The organism is Herbaspirillum frisingense (assembly GCF_047325095.1).
In the GTDB taxonomy this organism is placed as follows: domain Bacteria; phylum Pseudomonadota; class Gammaproteobacteria; order Burkholderiales; family Burkholderiaceae_D; genus Herbaspirillum; species Herbaspirillum frisingense.
Genome location: NZ_CP168558.1, coordinates 2229555 through 2251918, shown reverse-complemented (window position 1 = coordinate 2251918; position 22364 = coordinate 2229555). Strand labels below are relative to the sequence as shown.

Annotated in this window: 15 protein-coding genes; 2 read left to right on the top strand and 13 right to left on the bottom strand. The window is 63.8% G+C overall.

Features of this window, described 5'->3' with window-relative positions:
- Positions 1 to 91: 91 nt before the first annotated feature.
- From pbpC to ACEOAC_RS10455, 3 genes are all read right to left on the bottom strand, one after another.
- Positions 92 to 2362, bottom strand: a complete 2271-nt coding sequence (gene pbpC / locus ACEOAC_RS10465) for a penicillin-binding protein 1C (RefSeq protein ID WP_413628824.1) — start codon at positions 2360 to 2362, stop codon at positions 92 to 94.
- Positions 2359 to 8238 carry an MG2 domain-containing protein gene (locus tag ACEOAC_RS10460; RefSeq protein WP_413628823.1) on the bottom strand — a complete coding sequence of 1960 codons (5880 nt, stop codon included), beginning with the start codon at positions 8236 to 8238 and terminating at the stop codon, positions 2359 to 2361. The genes pbpC and ACEOAC_RS10460 overlap by 4 nt, the downstream gene beginning before the upstream one ends.
- 103 nt (positions 8239 to 8341) lie before the next feature.
- On the bottom strand, positions 8342 to 9223 hold the full coding sequence (locus tag ACEOAC_RS10455; RefSeq protein WP_413443860.1) for a LysR substrate-binding domain-containing protein: 882 nt from the start codon (positions 9221 to 9223) through the stop codon (positions 8342 to 8344).
- Positions 9224 to 9357: 134 nt separating this feature from the next.
- Here ACEOAC_RS10455 and ACEOAC_RS10450 point away from each other — a divergent pair, with 134 nt between their 5' ends.
- Positions 9358 to 10539, top strand: a complete 1182-nt coding sequence (locus ACEOAC_RS10450) for an MFS transporter (protein ID WP_413443861.1) — start codon at positions 9358 to 9360, stop codon at positions 10537 to 10539.
- A gap of 16 nt (positions 10540 to 10555) precedes the next feature.
- Positions 10556 to 11641, top strand: coding sequence for an SDR family oxidoreductase (locus ACEOAC_RS10445; RefSeq protein WP_413443862.1), 1086 nt, complete (start codon positions 10556 to 10558; stop codon positions 11639 to 11641).
- A gap of 112 nt (positions 11642 to 11753) precedes the next feature.
- Here ACEOAC_RS10445 and ACEOAC_RS10440 read toward each other — a convergent pair whose 3' ends face one another.
- The 10 genes from ACEOAC_RS10440 to ACEOAC_RS10395 all read right to left on the bottom strand — a co-directional run bounded on the left by ACEOAC_RS10440 (position 11754) and on the right by ACEOAC_RS10395 (position 22340).
- The gene (locus tag ACEOAC_RS10440; RefSeq protein WP_077235649.1) at positions 11754 to 12284 is read right to left on the bottom strand and encodes a phosphoribosyltransferase; all 531 of its coding nucleotides are present in this window, start codon (positions 12282 to 12284) and stop codon (positions 11754 to 11756) included.
- A gap of 50 nt (positions 12285 to 12334) precedes the next feature.
- Positions 12335 to 13648, bottom strand: a complete 1314-nt coding sequence (locus tag ACEOAC_RS10435; protein ID WP_006463316.1) for an adenylosuccinate synthase — start codon at positions 13646 to 13648, stop codon at positions 12335 to 12337.
- Between the two features lie 3 nt (positions 13649 to 13651).
- Positions 13652 to 14812 carry an ATP phosphoribosyltransferase regulatory subunit gene (locus ACEOAC_RS10430; protein ID WP_241812547.1) on the bottom strand — a complete coding sequence of 387 codons (1161 nt, stop codon included), beginning with the start codon at positions 14810 to 14812 and terminating at the stop codon, positions 13652 to 13654.
- A 292-nt stretch (positions 14813 to 15104) separates the two neighbouring features.
- On the bottom strand, positions 15105 to 15998 hold the full coding sequence (gene hflC / locus ACEOAC_RS10425; protein ID WP_006463314.1) for a protease modulator HflC: 894 nt from the start codon (positions 15996 to 15998) through the stop codon (positions 15105 to 15107).
- Positions 15998 to 17356, bottom strand: a complete 1359-nt coding sequence (gene hflK, locus ACEOAC_RS10420; protein ID WP_413443863.1) for an FtsH protease activity modulator HflK — start codon at positions 17354 to 17356, stop codon at positions 15998 to 16000. Before hflK ends, hflC begins: the two co-directional genes overlap by 1 nt.
- A gap of 89 nt (positions 17357 to 17445) precedes the next feature.
- Positions 17446 to 18570 carry a GTPase HflX gene (hflX, locus tag ACEOAC_RS10415; protein ID WP_006463312.1) on the bottom strand — a complete coding sequence of 375 codons (1125 nt, stop codon included), beginning with the start codon at positions 18568 to 18570 and terminating at the stop codon, positions 17446 to 17448.
- Between the two features lie 39 nt (positions 18571 to 18609).
- Complete coding sequence (gene hfq / locus ACEOAC_RS10410; protein ID WP_006463311.1) at positions 18610 to 18849, bottom strand: RNA chaperone Hfq; 240 nt, start codon at positions 18847 to 18849, stop codon at positions 18610 to 18612.
- Between the two features lie 139 nt (positions 18850 to 18988).
- Positions 18989 to 20332 (bottom strand): ribosome biogenesis GTPase Der, encoded by a 1344-nt coding sequence (gene der, locus ACEOAC_RS10405; RefSeq protein ID WP_006463310.1) that lies wholly within the window; start codon positions 20330 to 20332, stop codon positions 18989 to 18991.
- Between the two features lie 27 nt (positions 20333 to 20359).
- On the bottom strand, positions 20360 to 21559 hold the full coding sequence (gene bamB / locus ACEOAC_RS10400; protein ID WP_077235653.1) for an outer membrane protein assembly factor BamB: 1200 nt from the start codon (positions 21557 to 21559) through the stop codon (positions 20360 to 20362).
- 136 nt (positions 21560 to 21695) lie between these two features.
- Positions 21696 to 22340, bottom strand: a complete 645-nt coding sequence (locus ACEOAC_RS10395) for a YfgM family protein (RefSeq protein WP_413443864.1) — start codon at positions 22338 to 22340, stop codon at positions 21696 to 21698.
- Positions 22341 to 22364 lie beyond the last annotated feature (24 nt).

Genomic DNA, 22364 nt, shown 5'->3' with positions numbered 1-22364 from the left:
GACCGAGTGCCTCAGTGCGCAGCAAAACATAAAAGGGCGAATGATGAAAATCATTCGGCCTTTTGCGTTTTAGGGAACACGAGCAAAGCGCCTATTTCTTTTGTGGCAAAGCGGGCCGTTCCACCGCCCCCCTCACCTCAAATCGCAGACTATCGAGCTCCTTGCCCGACGCATCCTGCAAGGCCAGCACATGTCGGCCCGGCCAGGGCATCCAGTCGAAACCGAGTTCTTCCACATCGCTCTGCTGCGATGAAGCAGCCACCTTCTGCGCCTTGACCCGCCCTGCCTGCATGACCGACTCCGGCATGCGTTTGCCGTCCAGCACCCAGCGGCTTCCTGCCGGCGCACCCTGGGCGCGGAAGCGGATGCGCTGGCGTGCCGGCGGGATATCCGGGTCCAGCGCTACCAGCATGCCGGCGGTCGGATAGGTGATGGCGGGACGGATTTCGCGCGCGTGCGCGATGCGGATCTCGGACTGCGCCGTGCCGGGCAGGAAGTATTCGGTGCGCGCGGCCTCCACATTCTGTTCATAACGTATCGTCTGGGCCTGTACGCCGGCCGGCTTCTGCGGCGGGCTATTGCGGGCATCCCGACTGCTGCCGCGGCCGCGCTCATGCAGGTACTGCATCACCTCCTGCCACACCGGTGCGGCGCCGGTCACGCCGGAGACATCCCACATCGGGGCACCGGAGGCATTGCCGACCCACACGCCGACGGTGTAACGCGAGGAATAGCCGACGCACCAGTTGTCGCGCATGTCCTTGGAGGTGCCGGTCTTGACGGCGGTCCAGATGCGGGTGGACAGCGCATTCTCCAGGCCGAAGGTACGGGCGCGGGCGCTGCGGTCGGAGAGGATGTCGCCGATGATGTAGGCGGCATCGGCGTCCATCACCGGTACCGGACGCGGCGCGGTGCGGGCGTCATCCAGCCGGGTGCGCAAGGGGGAATAGCGGCCCTGGTTGGCCAATACGCGATAGGCATTGGCAAGGTTGGCCAGGGTCACGTCGGCACTACCCAGGGCCAGGCTGTAGCCGTAGTAGTCGCCGCTCTCGCGCAGGTTGAAGCCCAGTGCCTGCAGGCGGCGGAAGAAGCGTTCCGGCGTGACCATCACCAGCGTGCGCACAGCGGGGATGTTCAGGGAAGAACCCAGCGAGGTACGCAGGCTGACCAGCCCCTTGTATTGCTTGTCGTAGTTCTGCGGGATGTAGAGTCCGGCGCTGGTGGCGAGGTTGACGGGGGAATCGTCCAGCAGCGAGGCCGCCGTGAGCCACCTTTTTTCGATCGCCAGTTCGTAGAGGAAAGGCTTGAGCGTCGAGCCGGCCTGGCGCTGCGCGACCACGCCATCGACATTGGCGGCCGCCGACAAGCTGCCACTGGAGCCGACCCAGGCCAGGACCTCACCGGTGGCGTTGTCGATGACGATGATGGCGCCATCCTCGATGTTGCGTTCGGCCAGACCGGCCAGTTGATGGCGCAGGGCTTGCGAGGCGAAGCGCTGAAGGGGCGCGTCCAGCGTGGAGCGCACTTGCTGGCCGGGTGTGTTCAAGAGCTTGCGCGCCAGGTGGGGGGCCAGCTGCGGTGCATCGCTGGCACCCGGCAGGTCGCGTTTGGCGGCGGCACGGGCCAAGACCAGTTCGGTGCGGCCATCCATGCCATTGCATTGTTCGGCAGCGCCCTGTTCCTTCAGGATGGCGCAGGCGCGCTCGGCCACGCGGCGCGGGGTGGCGTTGGGGGCGCGGATCAGGGCGACCGCAATGGCGGCTTCCCCCTGGTCCAGTCCACTGGGATGCTTGCCGAACATGACGCGCGACAAGGCATGCACACCCACCAGCTCGCCCCGGAAGGAGACCAGGTTGAGGTAGGCCTCCAGGATCTGGTCCTTGCGCCAGCTGCGTTCCAGCGATTGCGCGATCCACGCCTGCGAGACCTTCTGCGTCAGCGTGCGTGCGCCGGATTTGCGACGCAGGTCGTCATGGAGCAAACCCGCCAGTTGCATGGTGATGGTGGAGGCGCCGCGGGTCCGGGTATTCCAGAGATTGCCCCAGGCCGAGGCCGCGACGGCATTCCAGTCGATGCCGCTGTGCTGGTAGAAACGCCGGTCTTCGGAGGCGATCAGGGCCTGGCGCAGGGCGGGCGAAACATCTTCCAGCTTCACCCAGGCGAGCTTGCGTTCGTCCATGTTCACACGCAGGCGCTGCAGCAGCTCGCCGTTGCGGTCCAGCAGGCTGGCCTCGGAGGGGAGGAAGTCGCGCTGTACCTCGGCAAACGAAGGCAGCGCGCTCGCGCTGACCGGCAGCAGCAGGGCCAGCACCAGCGCGCAGCCTGCGCCGGCGCGGGACCAGGGCGTGCCGCTGGCGATCACGGTGCCGCCTTGACGACCAGTTTGGCGTTCGGCACTTCGCCAAACATTTCCGGTGCATACATGGCCTCCACCCGCGTGGGCGGCAGGTTGAATTCGCCGGCATTGTTCAGGCGCACGGTGTAGCTGATGCTGGTGCGGCCCTTGGGCATGGATTCGTAGTAGGCGCGATAGGCTTCGAAGCTGCGTTCCTCGTAGGCCAGCCAGCCCATGCCGCGATCACGCGGGCTGTCCTGCTTGCCCTGGGCGATGGCGGAATCACGCCCCAGGCCGGAACCCAGCAGGGTCGCGCCGCCCGGTACCGGATCGCTGACCACGACCCAGGTCATCTCGCTCTGGGCATCGATGTCCAGCGTCACCCGCAGCACATCGCCACGGGTATAGACGCCGGCCTGCTTCTGCTCGATGGCCTCGACCTTGCGGCTGATACGGTAGCCGGCCGCGAACGCTTGTTTCAGGGGGACGGCGGCCAGGCTTTGCAGCGTGACCCAGGGCTTGCCATTGCCCTCTTGCGTGAAGCGCACATTGCCGCCTTGCACATTGCCATCCGGCCAGGGCAGTTGCAGCTTGCCGCCGCTGGCGGCGCTGCTCCAGGCCAGGCTCTGGGTGGTACCGGCGGCACTGGTGGCACTGTTGCCTCCACCCTGCTCCAGCGTGGCGCGGGTGCTGCCGGTGACCGGTTCGGATTCGAACTTGCGGGCGAATTTCTCCAGGGCCAGGCTGCCCCAGACGTTGGCGGTGGTGGTGCTCCAGTGGCCGCGCTGCTGGCGGCCGATGGCGCCGGCCACCAGACGCGGCAGGTCGTCGCGCCAGGCCGGGTTGTTCAGTTCCAGCAGGATCAGGCGGTTGGCATTGGCGTCGCCGCTGCTCATGAGCCACCACCAGTAGTCGCCCTCTTCATTGGAGAAGCCCATGCGCGTGCCCTGGAAGTTCAGGCGGGCGCGCAGGATCTGGTCGGCTTCGTCGAGCTTCTTCTGGCGCTCGGGGATGGCGGTGACCCGCTGCAGGATGGCGATCCAGTCCAGCAGGCCGGAGGTGGGCCACTGGTTGGGGTTGATCTGGATCGATCCCAGCATGGCAGGCTGCACGCGGTTGTAGCGCGACAGAGCTTCCAGCGCGGCCAGCTTGCGCACGTCCAGGTCCTTCTGCGGCGACCAGAATTCGCGCATCACCTTGCCCTCCACGAAGCCGGCCAGGCCGTCCAGCATCTTGTCGCGGCTGGCGGGCGGGATGGCATAGCCGGCCTCGTTGGTGGCCGCCAGCAGGTAGGCGGTGAGCGTGTCGCTGCCACGCCGCGCGCCGCTGTCGCTGGGCGGGAAGTAGTAGGCCAGGCCGTCGCCGTCGAGATAGGTCGGCAGGTCGGCCACGATCTTCTGCCACGCCGCTTCATCGCGCAGGCCGATGGCCTTGGAGGTCTTCTGCTCCAGGCAGGCAAAGGGGTAGTTGACGAAGTAGCGGGTCAGCGCATCACTGCCACCGGCCAGGCTGGGCTTGAGCGAGATGGCCAGGCCACCGCGTCCGGGGAGGCTGTCGGCCGGGCGGGCAACGCTGAGGGCGGCGCTCTTGTCCAGCTGGAACAGGGTCGCCTGCTGCACCGTCACCGGGACCGCCGGTACCACGCGCTGGCTGAACTTCATGGCGTCCTTGGCCTTCTGGCCGCCCTGCTCCTGGGCGCTGATTTCCCAGGCCAGCTGGCTGATGCCTTCCGGCGTCTGCACCGGCCACATCACTTCGGCCGACTGCCCGGCCGCGATCTTGATGTCGCGCTCGGGCAGCGTCAGGGTGCTGGCGGGCGTGCCGCCCTGGGCGCGTGCGCTGACCTTGAGGGTCATGTCATGGGTGGTGGTATTACGCACGGTGACGCTGCCGTTGAAGCTGTCGCCTTCACGCACCAGGGGCGGCAGGCCGGAGATGACCTGCACATCCTGGGTGGAGCGGATACTGATACTGCCGGTCCCGAAATCGCTGACGCCATTCTCGGCGATGGCCACGATGCGGAAGGAAGTCAGCGCATCGTTCAACGGCACCTCCAGTTGCGCCCTGCCCTCGGCATCCAGGGTGACCTTGGGCTTCCATGCCAGCAGGGTGTCGAACAGTTCACGCGTGGGGGCGCGACCACCGCCGCCACCGGCCGGGGTGGCCTTCTTGCCGTAGTGGCGCTTGCCGACCACCTGCATCTGCGCGGTGGAGGTTTCCACGCCATAGCTGCGTCGTTGCAGCATGGCGCGCAAGACATCCCAGCTGCCATTGGGCTGCAGTTCCAGCAGGGCTTCATCGACGGCGGCCAGGGCGAATTCGCCCCCGGCGGCCGGTTTGCCGTTGGGCAGCTTCACCTGCACTTGCACCTTGGCGATGGCGCGGATGGGATAGGTGGGCTTGTCGGTCGTCACCGCCACCTGCAGGCGATGGCCGGCATCGCCGATGTTGACTTCGGCGATGCCGAACTTCCATGCCGGCTTGGAGAGATCGACGATGGGGCCGGGTCCCTGATAGGTGCGGAATTCATGCCACCAGTTGAGCGGCTCCTTCCAGCCCCAGACGAAGAAGGAATACCACGGCACCTCGCGCATGCGACCGCGCACGGCCAGCACCGAGACATAGACGTTGGGACCATACTCGGCTTTCATCGGCACGCTGATGGTGGGGTCCTGGCCGGACAGTTGCACCACGCGGGTATCGATGACGCCTTCACGCTCCACGGCAACCAGCGCAGTCGCGTGACGGAACGGCATGCGCACCTGGAAGGTGGCGGTCTCGCCGGGCTGGTAGTTCTTTTTCTCGGGCAGGATGTCGATGCGGTCCTGGTTCTCGCCATCGAACCAGACTTCGCCACGCCCGGTGACCCACACCGAGGAACGGGCGGCAGCCGCATTGCCATTGCCATCCCTGGCGCTGGCGATCAGTTCCACATTGCCGGCCTCGGAAAGTTCGGTGTCGCAGGTGAACATGCCGTGCTGGTCGCTCTTGCCGGCGCAAAGCTTGCCGAGGTCTTGCTTGCTCTCGTCGTTTTCGTAGGCGTAGAAGCCGCCCACCATGCGCTTGCGGTGCGAATTGGTCTTGCGCGCCAGGCCACGGATTTCCACCGGCACACCGGCCTGCGGCTGACCGGCGGTATTGAGGGTGACGGCGGTCAGTGTCAGTTTTTTCTTGACCGACACCCAGTTGCCCGTGCGCAGGCCCACCACCACCGCTGATGGCCACAGCGGCGTGACGCTGGAGATGGTCTGCACTTCACCGTTGGGGTCGCTGTAGGTCATCTCGGTGAGCAGTTCCTGCGGGCGTTGCAGCACCGGCAGCTTGCCGATGACGGCGCGACCGCTGCCGTTCTTGTCGAGGGTGACGGCGAGCTTGTCGGCGACGATCTTCTGGTCGTCGGCATTGCTGTCGTCATCGCTGCGCGGAGGGTAGAAGGAGAAACCGTCGTAACCCGCGATGTTCACCCCGCGCGAACGCAGCAGCGACGATACACGCACGGCCTGGTTGGCCGCGCCACCGCCGTTGATGTAGTTCAGTTGCAGGTCCAGCGGCAATTCCTTGATGGCGACCTGGGCGCCCTTGGGCGGCGTGATGCGGCCCTGCATCAGCGGCAGGCGGAATTCTTCCACGCGGAAGCTGCCGGTGACATAGCTGCCGCGTCCGTAGCCGTCTTCAGCCTCGCCCTCGTTTGCGCTGGCGCTGGTATCGACCTCGCCCTGGTCCAGCACCACTTCATAGGTCCCCAGCTTGGCTTCGCGCGGCAGGACGAAGCTGGTCTCGGCGCTCTTGTTGCCGCGCCAGGTCAGGGGAAACTGGTATTGCTGGCCACTGCCCAGATGGCTGATGCGCACGCGGGTGGGCAGGTCTTCCTTGCGCAGCAGGCCGAAGCCTTGCAGGGTCTCGGTGCGGATGACGTGCTTCATCGAGACCGTTTCGCCGGCACGGAACAGGCTGCGGTCGAAGATGGTGGTGGCGCGCACGGTGGCGGCGCGGTCCATGTCGGTGGGCAGGTTGAAGCGCCAGGACTCGATACCGTCGTTCCAGGAGGTCAGGGCGAAGGCCATGTCCTGACGGCCGCGTTCGTCGGTCTTGCGGGCGCTGACGAAAAGGCCATTGATGCTGTCGGCATTGTCCTCGCTGTAGGGACGATGGGCGCAGGCGTCCTCCAGTGCTGGCATCATCGCCACGCCATTGGCATTGGTCTTGCCCTGCCAGAGCGACGTGCCTTCGCAATTGGCGACGCGGATCTCGGCGTCGGCCACCGGTCTGGCGTCGTCCAGCCGGGTCACCCAAACGGCGCCGTTGGCGCGGCCCAGCTTGACGTGGACGGCCATGTTGGTCACCAGCGCGCTGGTGCGCACATACATGGGCTGCGGCTTGCCCAGCAGGGAGGCACCCAGTTTCTGCGATTCCAGTTCGACCACGTAGAAGCCGGGGTCCTTCAAGGGGATGCCGATCACTTCGAAGGGCCACTCGCCGTCCTTGGCCTCCTTCTGCGCGGGCAGGTCGAGCTTCTTCGCGCCCGGTTCCTTGGCCAGCAGGCTGACACTGCGCGAATCCACCTTCTTGGGGTCGCCCCATTTCTCGTGATACTTGTTCAGGCGCGTGAGCCAGGCGATCACCGCCTGGTCGCCATCGACCTTGAGATCGGCCACCTTGCCGGGCATGGCGCGACCATCCTTGCCGCGCAGCTGCAAGCCGGCTTCGACGCGGCGCAGGGTCACCGGCAGCGTGGGATCGGCGTTGAGTTCGATGATGCCGAAGGGCGCGGCCGGGAATTTGGCCAGTGGGGGGAAATCGGCCAGGGCTGATTTCAGCGGGAAGGCGGCGGGGTTGGAGAGCGTGCGGCCATCCTCGTCCTTGAAACCGGAAGGCAGGCTGATGCTGAACTCGGATTTTTCCGGGAATGGCGGCTTGAAGCGCAGTTCGCGCACGGCGGCATCCTTGTCGCCGTCCAGGGCGGGCTTGATCTTGCCGGTGCTGGCGTTCATGACGATCTGCTCGGCCAGCTTGCGCGGCACCGGGGCCGAGAACGACAGGGTTACCGGCAGGATGGGCGAGCAGGCGGCATTGGCGTTTTCGCGCTGGCAGGAAAGGCTGGCCGTGAATTCGCTACGCACCTGGAAGCTGAAGACCTGCGGCTTGCTGGTAACGATGGCCGGTGCGGCCGCGGCGGCAATACCGCGATCCCAGACCAGCTTGACGTGCGCTTCATTGGGCAGGCGCTGCTGGCACTGGACGATGGTCACCGAGGCCGGATCGACGCCCTTGGCGAACTGCTGCAGCAAGGCCTTGCGGTCGGCCTCACCGACTGCCTTGGTAGGGATGCGCTCGTTGATACCCTCGGCTTCGCAGTACAGGTGTTGACGTACCGAGGCTTCGGTGGCCGGGCCATTCTGGTAGAGGATGAAGGCCTGGTCTTCGGTGATGCGCGCATCGTCATAAGGCTGTACACGGCTCACGGCCGGTCCGCCGGTACTGAACTGGAAGCGGGTCTTGCCGGCCACCGCATTGCCCGCCGCCGAGCGGGCATCGCTGCGCAGAGTGAAGCTGCAGCGGGTACCGGGCGGCAGGTCGCGTTCGAAGTCATAGACCCAGTTCTTCTCATCGGCCCAGCGGGCGGTGCCGGCCACGGCGCAATCCGCATCGAAGGGCGAGGCGGCCTTGGGGTCGCCGAACTTGATCATGGCTTCGGAGAAGCGCGCCCTTACCTGGCGGATGCGCTGGACCTCGCCCTGGGGCGAGAAGGTCTGGACACTGGCAGCGGCGGCGCTGGCGGACGGCGCCAGCGGCAGCAGCGCGGCCCCCAGGGCGAGCGCAGCCGGCAGCAGGCGACGGACCTGCCGTGGCCAGTGGGTGATCCATGGGCGACCTGCAGCCCTACCGGTGGGTATTTGCTTCATCTTGTTCTCTCCGGATCAAGTTCGTGTGATGGCGGCCACAGGTCGTTTCCCCCTTGCGGCAATGTTGGCGCTCAGACTTGGTTTAAGGCAAAACGTTTCCGATTTAAAGCTTGCACTGCAAAAAATCGAGGAAGCAGCTGATGCGGCGCGACAGCTGGGTGTTGTGATAGTAGACCGCTGAAATCTTCTGGCGGAAGCCACTATCGTTCTGCGCCAACAGGCGCACCAGCCGTCCTGCCGCGATATCGTCGTCGGTCATGAAACTGGAGAGGCAGGCGATGCCCTGCCCCGTCAGCGCCAGCTGGCGGATGGTCTCACCGCTGGAAGCGCGCAAGGCCGGCCGGGTCTGGTAGCGGTCGCCGGCGCTGTGGCGCAGGGGCCAATGATTGAGGATGTCCGGTTGGGAAAAGCCGATCAGCTGGTGCTGCTCCAGTGCCTCCACCGAATCCGGGGCGCCGTGACGGGCCAGATAGCCGGGGCTGGCGACGATGTTGAGCCGGGCCGAACTGAGGGAACGTGCGTGCAAGGTCGAATCCTGCAGTTCGCCGATGCGGATGGCGATGTCGGCACGCTGCTCCACCAGGTCGATGAAGCGGTCATTGGTGGTGAGCTCCAGTTCGATGTCTGGATAGGCCTCGCGAAAGGCACCGACATGCGGGACGATACAGTGCAGCATGAAGGGCACGGCGGCGTCCACGCGCAGCTTGCCGACCGGCTTGCGGGTGCGCATGCGCACCGTTTCTTCAGCCTGCTCCATGGCTGCGAGGATGGCCCGGGCCTGTTCCAGGAAGGCCCCGCCCTCTTCGGTCAGCTCCATGCGGCGGGTAGTGCGGGTCAGCAGGCTGGCGCCCAGTTTTTCTTCCAGCCGCGATAGCGCGCGGCTCACGCCGGAGGTGGTCTGCTCCAGCACTTCGGCCGCCGCCGACAGGGTGCCGGCCTCGACCACGGCGACGAAGGTGCGCAATTCCTCGGACTGGATATTCATTGTTGACTCCGGATCAAATATTCTTTGATTGTAACGGCATTTTTCTCAACAAAGACTGCGCGCACAATCCTTCACATCGCTGGCAATCCAACTGGAGAAGCCGGCCTACTCCACACCACAACAAGAGGATTGCCATGCCAATTGCACTTTGGGCGCTGACCATCAGCGCATTCGCCATCGGGACTACCGAGTTCGTCATCATGGGGCTGCTGCCGGAAGTGGCCTCCAACCTGGGCGTGAGCCTGTCCTCGGCCGGTCTGCTGGTGACCGGCTACGCGCTGGGCGTGTTCGTGGGCGCACCGCTGGTGACTGCCACCACCGGCCGCCTGCCGCGCAAGACGCTGCTGATTGCCCTGATGGTGGTCTTCGTCATCGGCAACCTGGCCTGTGCCATTGCGCCGGGTTACGCCACGCTGATGCTGGGCCGGGTGGTGGCATCCTTTGCCCACGGCGCGTTCTTCGGGGTCGGCTCGGTGGTGGCCACCAGCCTGGTCCCCAAGGAAAAGCAGGCCTCTGCCATCGCGCTGATGTTCACCGGCCTGACGGTGGCCAATGTGCTGGGCGTGCCTTTCGGCACCTGGCTGGGCCAGAGCTACGGCTGGCGCGCCACCTTCTGGGCAGTGACCGTGATCGGGGTGATCGCCCTGGCCGCCACCGCCGTGCTGGTGCCGCGTTCGCAAGGCGGTGAAGAGGCTGACTTCGGCAAGGAAGTGCGCGTACTGATGCGCCCGCAGGTGATGCTGGGCCTGCTGATGACGGTGCTGGGCTTCGGTGGCGTGTTCGCGGCCTTCACCTATATCGCCCCGATCTTGACCGATATCAGCGGCTTCCCGGCGTCTGCCGTGTCGCCCATCCTGCTGCTGTTCGGCCTGGGGCTGGTGATCGGCAACCTGGCCGGTGGCAAGCTGGCCGACAAGCGCCTGATGGCCACGCTGCTGGGCAGCCTGGTGCTGCTGGCGGTAGTGCTGGTGCTGTTCGGCCTGACCAACGGCAACAAGATCGCAGCCATCGTCGGCGTCGGGCTGATGGGCGTGGCGGCCTTCGCTACCGTGCCGCCGCTGCAGATGCGGGTGCTGGAAAAGGCGACCGGCGCGCCCAACCTGGCGTCCTCGGCCAATATCGCGGCCTTCAACCTGGGCAATGCGGCCGGGGCCTGGCTGGGCGGCGTGACCATCGACCACGGCCCGGGCCTGCATGCCGTTCCCTATGTAGCCGCCCTGCTGCCGCTGGCAGGCATCGCGGTGGCCCTGCTGAGCTGGAAAATGGATGGCAAGCCGGTGCGCGCCCCCGCCGGCCAGCGTACCGAAACCTGCTGAACCGGGGGAGGCTCACATGTCCCCGAACGCAACCCCGCGCAAGACCGCCCTGGTGGTCGGTGCCCACGGCGTGATCGGCAGTCAGTTGATGACCCACCTGCTGTCCCTGCCGCAATGGGAGGTGATCGGCCTGTCGCGTCGTGGCGGCGAAAACCGCAAGCAGGATCGCCTGCGCCACGTCGCCGTCGATCTGCTCGATGCCGGTCAAACCGAGCGCCAGCTGGCGCCGCTGGAACAGGTCAGCCATGTGTTCTACGCCGCCTACCAGCATCGTCCCAGCTGGGCCGAGCTGGTGGCGCCCAACCTGGCCATGCTGCAGAACACGGTGGAGGCGGTGGAGAAGCACGCGCCAGGGCTGCAGCACGTGAGCCTGATGCAGGGCTACAAGGTGTATGGCGGCCATCTGGGTCCCTTCAAGACACCGGCACGCGAAACTGATGCACAGTTCATGCCGCCCGAATTCATGTTCGACCAGCAGCGCTGGCTGGAACAGCGGCGCATCGATTCCGGCCGCTGCTGGAGCTGGTCGGCGCCACGCCCGGCGGTGGTGGGTGGCGCCGCGCTGGGCAATCCCATGAACCTGGCGCTGGCCATTGCGCTGTATGCCTGCATGTCCAAGGCGATGGGCTTGCCGCTGCGATTTCCCGGCAAGCCCGGAGCCTATGACAGGCTGCTGGAGATGACCGATGCCGGCCTGCTGGCCAAGGGCACGGTCTGGGCGGCCACCCACGAGGCGGCGGCCAACCAGGCCTTCAATATCGGAAATGGCGACCTGTTCCGCTGGAGCGAGATGTGGCCCAGGATCGCGCAGTATTTCGGCATGGAAGTGGGGCCGCCGCTGCCGCTGAAACTGGCCGAGGTGATGGCGGACAAGGCGCCCTTGTGGGAACGTATCGTCACCGCGCATGGACTGAAGACGCATCCTTATGCTTCACTGTCGGCCTGGGAATTTGCCGATTTCGTGTTCTCCTGGGATTACGACATGTTCGGCGATGGCAGCAAGGCGCGCCGGCTTGGTTTCCATGAATACGTGGAGACGGAGCAGATGTTCTACCGGCTCTTCGATACCTTCAAGGAGCAGAAGGTCATTCCCTGGTCCTGATGGTCCCGATCCGCGCATCAGACAAGTACGACGGATCCATACGACGGACAAAAAAAGAGCTTGCCGCGGCAAGCTCTTTTCACATCTGAAGCATCGTTGGTGAAGACGATGCTCAGGCACCCTTCTTGATCCAGGCCGCCAGCTGGTGCGGGCCCAGACCGTCGTACTCTTCGAAGGGCTGGTGGATCCACGGATTGGTGGGCAGGTAGTCGATGTGGAAATCGGGTTCCACGACCGAGCAGGCCTTCCACCACAACACGGCACTCTTGATCTCGGTGACGGCCGGGTAGTGCTCCTTCAGGTGCAGCATCACCTTTTGCAGGGTGACGCCGGAATCGACCAGGTCGTCCACCAGCAGGATGCGGCCACCCAGAGTTCCCTTGGTGATGGTGATGTACTTGGCGATGTCCAGCGAGCTGCGGATGGTGCCGGCAGCTTCGCGGTAGGAGCTGGTCGAGAGGATGGCCAGCGGGACATCGAAAATGCGGGACATCACATCACCCGGGCGCAGGCCGCCGCGCGCCAGGCACAGCACCTGGTCAAACTGGTAGCCGGATTCATAGACCTTCAGCGCCAGTCGTTCGATCAGGCGGTTGTAGTCATCCCAGGAGACCCAGAGGTCTTTATCGTCAGAGATCTTCATATTATTGATTGCTTCGTGTTGCTTTGTTACGTGTTACGGCGATGGCCTGATTACTTGAACGGGTGACGCAGGACGATGGTCTCTTCGCGGTCGGGACCGGTGGAGATCATGTCGATGGGCACGCCCACCAGTTCCTCGATGCGCTTGATGTAGGCACGGGCATTGGCCGGCAGTGCATCCAGCGACTTGGCGCCGACGGTGGTCTCGGACCAGCCCGGCATCTCTTCGTAGATCGGTTCGCAGGCTGCGGCTTCTTCGGCGCCGACCGGGAAGATGTCGACGGTCTTGCCGTTCAACTTGTAGCCGGTGCACAGCTTCAGCGATTCCAGGCCGTCCAGCACGTCCAGCTTGGTCAGGCACATGCCGGAGACACCGTTGATCTGTACCGAGCGCTTCAGCAGCGCGGCATCGAACCAGCCGCAACGGCGGGCACGGCCAGTAACGGTACCGAATTCATGGCCGACCGAGGCCAGGTGCTTGCCGGTGCCGACATCAGTGGGCAGTTCGGCCGGGAACGGGCCGGAACCGACACGGGTGGTGTAGGCCTTGGTGATGCCCATGATGTAGTGCAGCATGCCCGGGCCCACGCCCGCACCGGCGGCGGCATTGCCGGCCACGCAGTTGCTGGAGGTGACGAACGGGTAGGTGCCGTGGTCCACGTCCAGCAGGCTGCCTTGCGCGCCTTCGAACAGGATCTTGCCGCCGGCCTGATGGATGGCGTACAGGTCGCTGGAGACGTCGGTGACCATGGGCTTGATACGCGGCACGTTGGCCAGGGCTTCGTCCAGGGTCTTCTGGAAGTCCACCGGCTGGGTCTTCAGGTAGTGGGTCAGGACGAAGTTGTGGTAGTCCAGGTTGGCCAGCAGCTTCTCGGCAAAGCGCTTTTCGTTGAGCAGGTCGGCCACGCGGATGGCGCGACGGGCCACCTTGTCTTCATAGGCCGGGCCGATGCCCTTGCCGGTGGTGCCGATCTTGGCATCGCCACGGGCGGCTTCGCGGGCCACGTCGAGGGCCACGTGATAGGGCAGGATCAGGGGACAGGCGTCCGACACCTTCAGGCGCGAGCACACTTCCACGCCGGCGGCTTCGAGCTTGTCGATCTCGCGCAGCAGGTCGGGCACCGACAGCACCACGCCATTGCCGATGTAGCAGGCCACGCCTTCGCGCATGATGCCCGAGGGAATCAGTTGCAGCGCAGTCTTCTTGCCACCGATGACCAGCGTGTGGCCGGCATTGTGGCCGCCCTGGAAACGCACCACGCCTTGCGCGTGATCGGTCAGCCAATCGACGATCTTGCCCTTACCTTCGTCGCCCCATTGCGTACCGATGACGACGACATTCTTTGCATTGCTGTTCTGTAACATGACTCAACCCAAGTTTTTGATAATCCAGTTTCCATTGCTGAATTCGAGTGCACGGTCGCAATCGAATTCGTCCTGATCGTGTTCGTGGCCGGGAAGGCTTTGGATCACGATCTCTCCCGCTTGCCGCAATTGCGCTATTTTCTCACGCAGACCGGCGTCCCTACCCCAAGGGGCAAGGATGGCGCGTTTTCGTTCTGCGCCTGGCATCAGTCGTGCCAGTTCACGCAGGTCCAGGGAGAAGCCGGTAGCCGGCCGCGCACGGCCGAAGGCTTCACCCACATGGTCGTAGCGGCCGCCGCGCACCACCGCATTGGGCAGGCCCGGCACATAGGCGGAGAACATCACGCCGCTGTGGTAATGATAACCGCGCAGGTCGGCCAGATCGATGGTAACGGCCGCACCTTCATGGCCGGCAGCCAGTTCCACCAGGGCCTGCAGCTCGTCCAGCGCCTGGCCGATGCCGGGCAGCGCCGGCAGGGTGATGCGGGCGCGGGCGATGACGGAGATGTCGCCGTACAGGTTGGGCAGGGCCAGCAACGCGGCACGGGTGCCTTCCTGGAAGCCGGCGGTGATTTCCTGCAGGCCAGGCACGTCCTTGGCCTGCAGCAGGCCGAACAGGTTGGCTTCCTGACGCTTGGCGGCGGGGTCATTGGCGATGATGGCGCGCAATACGCCCACGTGGCACAGGTCCAGGCGGATGGTGCGCATGCCGGCCAGGGCCAGCGAATTCAAGGCCAGTTCCTGGATTTCGGCATCGGCTTCGATGCCGGCATGACCGTAAATCTCGGCGCCGATCTGGATCGGTTCGCGCGTAGCATGCAGGCCGGTCGGGCGGGTATGCAGGACGCTGCCGGCATAGCACAGGCGGGTCACGGAAGCGCGATTGAGCAGGTGGGCGTCGATACGCGCCACCTGGGTAGTCATGTCGGCGCGCACGCCGAGGGTACGACCGGAGAGCTGGTCGACCAGCTTGAAGGTGCGCAGGTCGGTGTCCTGGCCGGCCCCGGTGAGCAGGGATTCAAGGTACTCCAGCAGCGGCGGCATGACCATTTCGTAGCCATAGAGGCGGAAATTGTCGAGCAGGCGGCGACGCAGTTCCTCGATCTTGCGCGCTTCGGAGGGCAAGACATCGGCGATGTTTTCGGGAAGAAGCCAGTTAGGCATAAACAAAAGTCAAAGCTAAAAAAACGGATACGTGGACCGGCGATGTGCATTGCGACGGCCATCATGGCAATGGCCACCACGGCAATAACAAGCGGCCAGACGAAAAACCGGGGCGGTACAGGAAAAGCTGCCGCCCCTCTTCTTGCATCCCGGGAAAATTGCATCCCGGAACATTGTGTCCGACCAAAAAAGGAAAGATGCCCTCTACCAGCGGCATCCATCCTGTTCGCCCTGCCCGCTTCACTCGGAGGCGGCGCAGGAAGCTTCACATTATCGCCTGTTCGGCGGATTTTTACTTCTTTGCAGCGCTGGTGGTGTTGCCACCCACACCCTTGAAGTATTTGAAGAACTCCGAGCTCGGGTCTACCACCATCAGATCGTGACGGTTCTTGAAGCTGGCGCGGTAAGCCTCCAGGCTGCGATAGAACTTGTAGAAATCGGCATTCTGGCTGAAAGCCTGGGCATAGATCTGGGAGGCCTTGGCGTCGCCGGCACCGCGAATCTTTTCGGATTCACGATAGGCTTCGGCCAGGATCACCACGCGCTGGCGGTCGGCATCGGCGCGGATCTTTTCCGATTCGGCTGCACCGGTGGAACGCAGTTCGTTGGCCACGCGCACGCGTTCGGACTTCATGCGCTCGAACACCGAGGCGTTGATCTGGTCCACGTAGTCCACGCGACGCAGACGCACATCGATGACTTCCACGCCGATCTGCTTGGCCTCGTTGGCCACGCGGGCCTGGATGGCATCCATGACGTTGTTGCGCTGGCTGGAGATGACTTCGCGCACGGTACGCTTGGTGATTTCATCGTTCAGCGCGGCCTTGACGATCTGCGACAGGCGGTCCTGGGTACGGCGCTCGTCAGCGCCGAAGCTGACGAAGTACAGGCGCGGATCGACGATGCGCCACTTGACGTAGGCATCGACCAGCACGTTCATCTTTTCAGCCGTGATGAAACGGTCGGCGTCCGGGGTATCCAGGGTCTGGATGCGCTTGTCCAGGTACATCACGTTCTGGAACGGCGGCGGCAGCTTGAAGTGCAGGCCAGGCTCGTTGATGACCTGCTTGACTTCGCCCAGGGCGAAGACGATGGCCGAAGAACGCTGGTCCACCACGAAGATGGTGGAAGAGGCCAGCCAGATCGCGACGACGGCGACGATGACGGAAGTGACGAGGCGGCCCATCAGCGCACCTCCCTTTCACGCGACTCACGGGGATCGCGGTTTCTGGTATCACGCATCAGCTCGGAAGAATACACAGTGTCGTTTCCTGCAGTCGAATTGGAGGACGCTGCGCCCAGCGACGGTTGAGTGGCCGCGGGCGCCTGCTGCTTGCCGGCGGCCGGAGCCGCGTCGCTGCCGCTTTGCTGGATCAGCTTGTCCAGCGGCAGGTACAGAAGGTTGCTGCCTGATTTGGCATCGACCATGACCTTGGTGGTATTGGCGAAGATCTGCTGCATGGTCTCGATGTACATGCGGTCGCGGGTGACGGCCGGGGCCTTGGCATAGGCTTCCTGCACCTGGGTGAAGCGCGAGGCATCACCTTCGGCATTGGCCACCACGCGGGAGCGGTAGGCTTCAGCTTCTTCCAGCAGACGCGAGGCGGCACCGGAGGCGCGCGGGATCACGTCGTTGGCATAGGCCTGGCCTTCGTTCTTGAGGCGCTCACGGTCCTGACCGGCCTTGACGGCGTCGTCGAAGGCAGCCTGTACCTGTTCGGGCGGTTGCACGCCTTGCATGGTGACGTTGGTGATCTGCACACCGGACTTGTAGCGATCCAGGATCTGCTGCATGCGCTGGCTCACGTCCAGCGCGACCTTTTCACGGCCTTCGTAGAGGACGAAATCCATCTTGCTGCGACCGACGATTTCGCGGATGGCGGTTTCAGCGACCTGGCGCACGGAATCGTCCGGATCGCGGTTGTTGAACAGCCATTCGGCGGCATTCTTGAGCTTGTACTGGACGGCGAACTGGATGTCGATGATGTTTTCATCATCGGTGAGCATCAGGGATTCTTTCAGCTGCTTGTTGCGCACGCTGCCGCGGTAGCCGATCTCGGCGGTACGCACCTGGGACATGTTGACGATTTCGTGGCCCTGGATGGGGTAAGGCCAGCGCCAGTTGAAGCCCGGCAGCGTGGTGTGGCTGTAGCGGCCGAAGGTGGTGACCACGGCGGTCTGGCCTTCCTGCACGATGAAGAAGCCACTGGCCAGCCAGAGGAAGGCGACGATGACGGCGATGACGCCCACACCGATGCCGGCGCCCTTGACGTCGCCGCGATTGAAGCCGCCGCCACCGTTACCGCCATCGGAGCCACCACCACCCTTGCGGCCGAGCAGGCCGGCGACGCGCTGGTTGAAGTCGCGCCAGAGCTGGTCGAGGTCGGGCGGACCGTCGTTGTTGCCGGACGGTTTTTCGGGCCGTTTGTCGCCGTTACTTCCGTTATTCTGATTCTCGCGGTTGTCGTTTTGCGAACCACGTCCCCATTGGGGGTCGTTCAACGAAAACTTGACACCGATTTTCCTGAATAAAGACACAAGCATGCGTTTGCGATCCGTCTGAAGTGATGGATTAAGAGAATCAAGGAGGAATGCGCGCCGGGAACGTGCGAAAGGCCGTCCCCTCGAACGGCTCAGGCGTGCATGTCTACGGAATCGACTGGCGTGGAACGGCTGCGACCCCTGGCCTCCAAGGCGGCCTTGAGCGAAGCGGCGATCGCTTCGCGCAGCAGATCCAGGCCAGCACCAGACTTGGCACTGACGAAAACCCGCTGGATTTTACCATACTCGTCATACTCGACCGCCGGTTCCAGGCCGGCAGCGTCGATCTTGTTCCAGACCAGGATCTGGGGCACGTGGTCAGCGCCGATTTCCTTCAAGACCAGGTTGACCTCGTCGATCTGCTCCATCCGCACCGGGCTGGCGGCATCCACCACGTGCAGCAGCAGGTCGGCATGGATGGTTTCTTCCAGCGTGGCACGGAAGGCTTCCACCAGTTGGTGCGGCAGTTCGCGGATGAAGCCGACGGTGTCGGAAATGACCACGTGTCCCACCTCGCCCAGGTAGACGCGACGTGAGGTCGTGTCCAGCGTGGCAAAAAGCTGGTTGGCGGCATACACGCCCGCCTTGGCCATGGCATTGAAGATGGTCGACTTGCCGGCGTTGGTATAACCCACCAGCGAGACCGAGAAGGTTTCGCTGCGCCCACGCGCACGACGCTGGGTGGCATGCTGCCGACGCAGCTTGGCCAGCACGGCGCGCAGCGCCTTGACGCGCTCGCCCAGGAGGCGGCGGTCGGTTTCCAGCTGGGTTTCACCGGGACCGCGCAGGCCGATACCGCCCTTTTGCCGTTCCAGGTGGGTCCAGCCGCGAATGAGACGGGTCGAGAGATGCTGTAGCTGGGCCAGTTCGACCTGCACCTTGCCCTCGTGGCTCTTGGCGCGCTGCGCAAAGATATCAAGGATCAGGCTGGTACGGTCGAGCACACGGACCTTGAGCACCCGCTCCAGGTTGCGTTGCTGGGCCGGTGACAGGGCATGGTTGAAGATGACCAGTTCGAGCTGGAGGTCGGCGACGGCGTCGGCGATTTCCTGTGCCTTGCCGGTACCAACGAAGAGAGCGGCATCCGGGCTGGCGCGACGACCGGTGATGGTGATCACCGGTTCTGCACCAGCCGATTTTGCCAAAAGGAAGAGCTCATCCAGACTTGCGGCGAAGTCGTTCTTGCCGAAGTCCAGGCCGACTAACGCGGCACGCATGTCAGAATGCCCACGGCGTCAAGCCGGCCAGGTAGACCATTATTCGTCGGACGAGGATTCGAGACTGAGGTTGACCGCACGTGCAGGCACGACGGTGGAGATGGCGTGTTTGTAAACCATTTGCGTAACGGTGTTGCGCAGCAGGACCACGTATTGATCGAAAGACTCCACATGGCCTTGCAGCTTGATGCCGTTGACCAGATAGATAGAGACGGGAACGTGCTCTTTTCTCAATGCGTTCAGGAATGGGTCTTGTAACAATTGCCCTTTGTTGCTCATGGCAGCTCCACGGTGTTGTTGTGATTAGGACTTGGAGGCACTTCAAAGAATATCAAGTGCTTTACCAACTTTATGCTATTCAATTTAAACGATTTTCGCTCCAACGCCAAAAACATTGATCGAATAGCAGGTTTACGATTTATTTTTCCTGCCGGATGAAAGGATTCTTGCCCGACTTGAACTCGATACGCAGTGGAGTGCCCACCAGAGAGAAAGTTTCCCGGAAGTGCTTTTCCAGATATCTCTTATAGTTGTCGTCGATGGCTTCCAGGGCATTGCCGTGGATCACCACCACCGGCGGGTTCTGACCACCCTGGTGCGCATAGCGCAGCTTGGGACGGATCGAACCCTTGCGACGCGGCTGCTGGTGCTCCAGCGCCTCTTCCAGCGCACGGGTCAGGCGCGGCGTGCTCAGCTTGGCCATGGCGGCGGCGTAGGCCGAATCGATGGATTTCATCAGCGGGCCGATGCCGGTCGACTTCAGCGCCGAGATGAAGTGGAATTTGGCGAAGGACAGGAAATTGAGCTTGCGCTCCAGATCCATCTTGATCTGGTCGCGCTGGTCACTCTGCATGCCATCCCATTTGTTCACCCCGACCACCAGCGCCCTGCCCGACTCCAGCACGAAGCCGGCAATGTGGGCGTCCTGTTCGGAGATGTCCTGCTGGGCGTCCAGCAGCAGCAGCACGACGTTGGCGTCTGAAATCGATTTCAGGGTCTTGACCACCGAAAACTTCTCGATGGCTTCGAACACCTTGCCGCGGCGGCGGATGCCTGCGGTGTCGATCAGGGTGTAGTGACGGCCTTCGCGCTCGAATGGGATCTCGATCGAGTCACGGGTGGTGCCGGGCATGTCGAAGGCGATCACACGCTCTTCGCCCAGCAAGGTATTGACCAGGGTCGACTTGCCGACGTTGGGGCGGCCGACGATGGCGATCTTGGTGCCGCGCACGGCAGCCTCTTCCGGCTCCGGCTCCTGGGCGCGCTGGGCTTCGATCTGGTCCAGTGCTTCCTCCACCAGATCGGCCACGCCATCACCATGGGCAGCAGAGATCACGTAAGGATCGCCCATGCCCAGTTCGTAGAAATCGGCCGTGACCGAGGTGTACTTCATGCCTTCGGACTTGTTGACCACCAGCATCACCGAGCGTCCGCATTTGCGCAGGAAGTCGGTGATGGTCTTGTCGTGCGGCGTAAGCCCCTGGCGGCCGTCGACGATGAAGACCACGACATCGGCCTCGACCACGGCCTGCTTGGTCTGCTTGGCCATTTCATACATGATCCCGTCCTTGGCGACGGGTTCGAAGCCACCGGTATCGATCACCAGGAACGGACGTTCGCCGACCCGGCCTTCGCCGTAGTGACGATCGCGCGTCAGGCCGGGCAGGTCCGCCACCAGCGCATCGCGGCTGCGGGTGAGCCTGTTGAACAACGTCGATTTGCCGACGTTGGGACGGCCTACAAGTGCAATTACCGGTTTCATTTCTTTTCTTTAAGGGTCGTTCGTCACTTATTCAGCGACGACGGAGACCACTGTTCCTGATTTGGTTTGGAAAACGACAGACGACCCGGTCGAGACCGGAGGCGCCTGGATTGCGCTACCGTCGGTGGACAGACGCGCCACGAAGGCACCATCTTCACGCGACAGGAAGTGAATATAGCCCTGGTAGTCAGCCACTGCCACCGCCTTGCCCACGGCGATCGGGGCCGACAGCATGCGATTCTTCAGACGATCGTTGCGCCAGATGACGGCACCGGTATCGCGGGCGAATTCGGTGACGGCACCGCCGATATCGGCGGCATAGACATAGGCATCGTCCAGATTGACGCCGACGTCACTGGAGAATTCCTTGATCCAGCGCACATTGCCATTCAACAAGTCGAAGCAACCGATACGGCCCTGGTAGGACGCGGCGCAGATATCACGCGAACCCAGCGCCGGCACACCGGACACATCGGAAATACGCTCAAGCTCGGTGGTGCCGCGCGGATCGCCGACCGGCACTTCCCAGCGCGGACCGCCGTTATTCAGAGCCAGGGCCGACAGACGGCCACCTGGCAGCGCCACGAAGGCAGTCTGCGAACCGATCGCGATGCCCGGCGCATTGCGCAGCGTCAGCGAGGGCACGTTGCGCTGGACCATCCAGCGCTGGCTGCCATTGTCGGCATCATACGCCGTCACGCGGTTGTCGATGCTGCGGATGACCACCAGACCTTCACCCACTGCCGGCGAGGATAGCACCTCGCTGGGCGCCTGGGCGTTCCAGGTAGGCTTGCCGGAAGCAGCATCGAAAGCCTGGATACGGCCCTTCTGGCCCACCACCACCACGGTGCTGCCATCGGTGCCGACACCGGCGGTCAGGTCCATGTCGGTACGGCTGCGCCACAGGGTCTGGCCGTTCTGGGCGTTGATGCGGACCACGCTGCCATCATTGGCAGCGGCAAAGATGCTGCCGGCGGCGTAGGCCGGGCTGAACTGGAAGCTGCCGGATTTGCCCACCGAGACCGACCAGGCGGTCTGTACGCGCAGTTTCTGCGTGAATTCGACCAGCGGTGCCGGCGGATTCGGATCCTTCTTGCTGGAAAACAGCGAGCAGCCGGACAAGGTAACCACGGCTGCAACCGCAGCCAGCTTCAGCACCAGCTTACCGGTGCGAGGGGAACGAGCAAAGGATGTTGCCTGGGCAGCGGTGGCTGTCACACTACGCATATTCTGTTTCCTCTAAGCGATGAATGGATTCGCGGTGGGATTGCGGTTCAATTCCCGGGCTGCTCTCCGCAACCCGGGCGGCAGGCACGACGCCCGCCGTGGCGGAGATCATGCCGGCGCGATATCAGTCAGCCGATCAGGCCTTGGGCGCTTCGCCGCCGATGGCGTCCAGCTTGATCTGGATGAGCTGGCGACCGGGGTCCTTGGCGTCGCTCTTTTCCAGGGCCAGCTTGTAGGCGGCGCGCGCTTCATCGCGCTTGCCCTGGGCCAGCAGCACATCACCCTTGCGGTCGGCGATGGCACCGGCAAACTGGGCCGGATAGTCGGCGGAGAGCAGCTTCAAGGCTTCATCATAGGACTTCGCATCCAGCAGCACGCCAGCCAGGCGCACTGCGGCGATGACCTTGTATTCCTTGCCGCGACCGTGATCGATCACCCATTGCAACTGCTTCTTGGCGGTCTCGATGTCATTGGCATCGAAGGCCGAACGGGCAGCCACCAGGGCGCTCATCTCGGCGTAGGCCGTGCCGCTGAACTTGTCCTGGATGTCGCTGGCAGCGCGCTGCACCTTGGCATTGTCCTTGGCGGCGAACGACTTCTGCTGCTCTTCGTACAACACCGAGGCCTGTCCGGACTGGCGGGCCTGGTAGGTGTTCCAGCCCGTCCAGGCTGCATAGGCGGCCAGCGCGATGATCAGCGCCCAGGTCACCAGGTTGCCGTACTTCGCCCACCAGGCCTTGATGGAATCAAGCTGTTCTTGTTCTTCGAGATCGTATGCCATGTAACTCTGCGATTAGAAAACTGT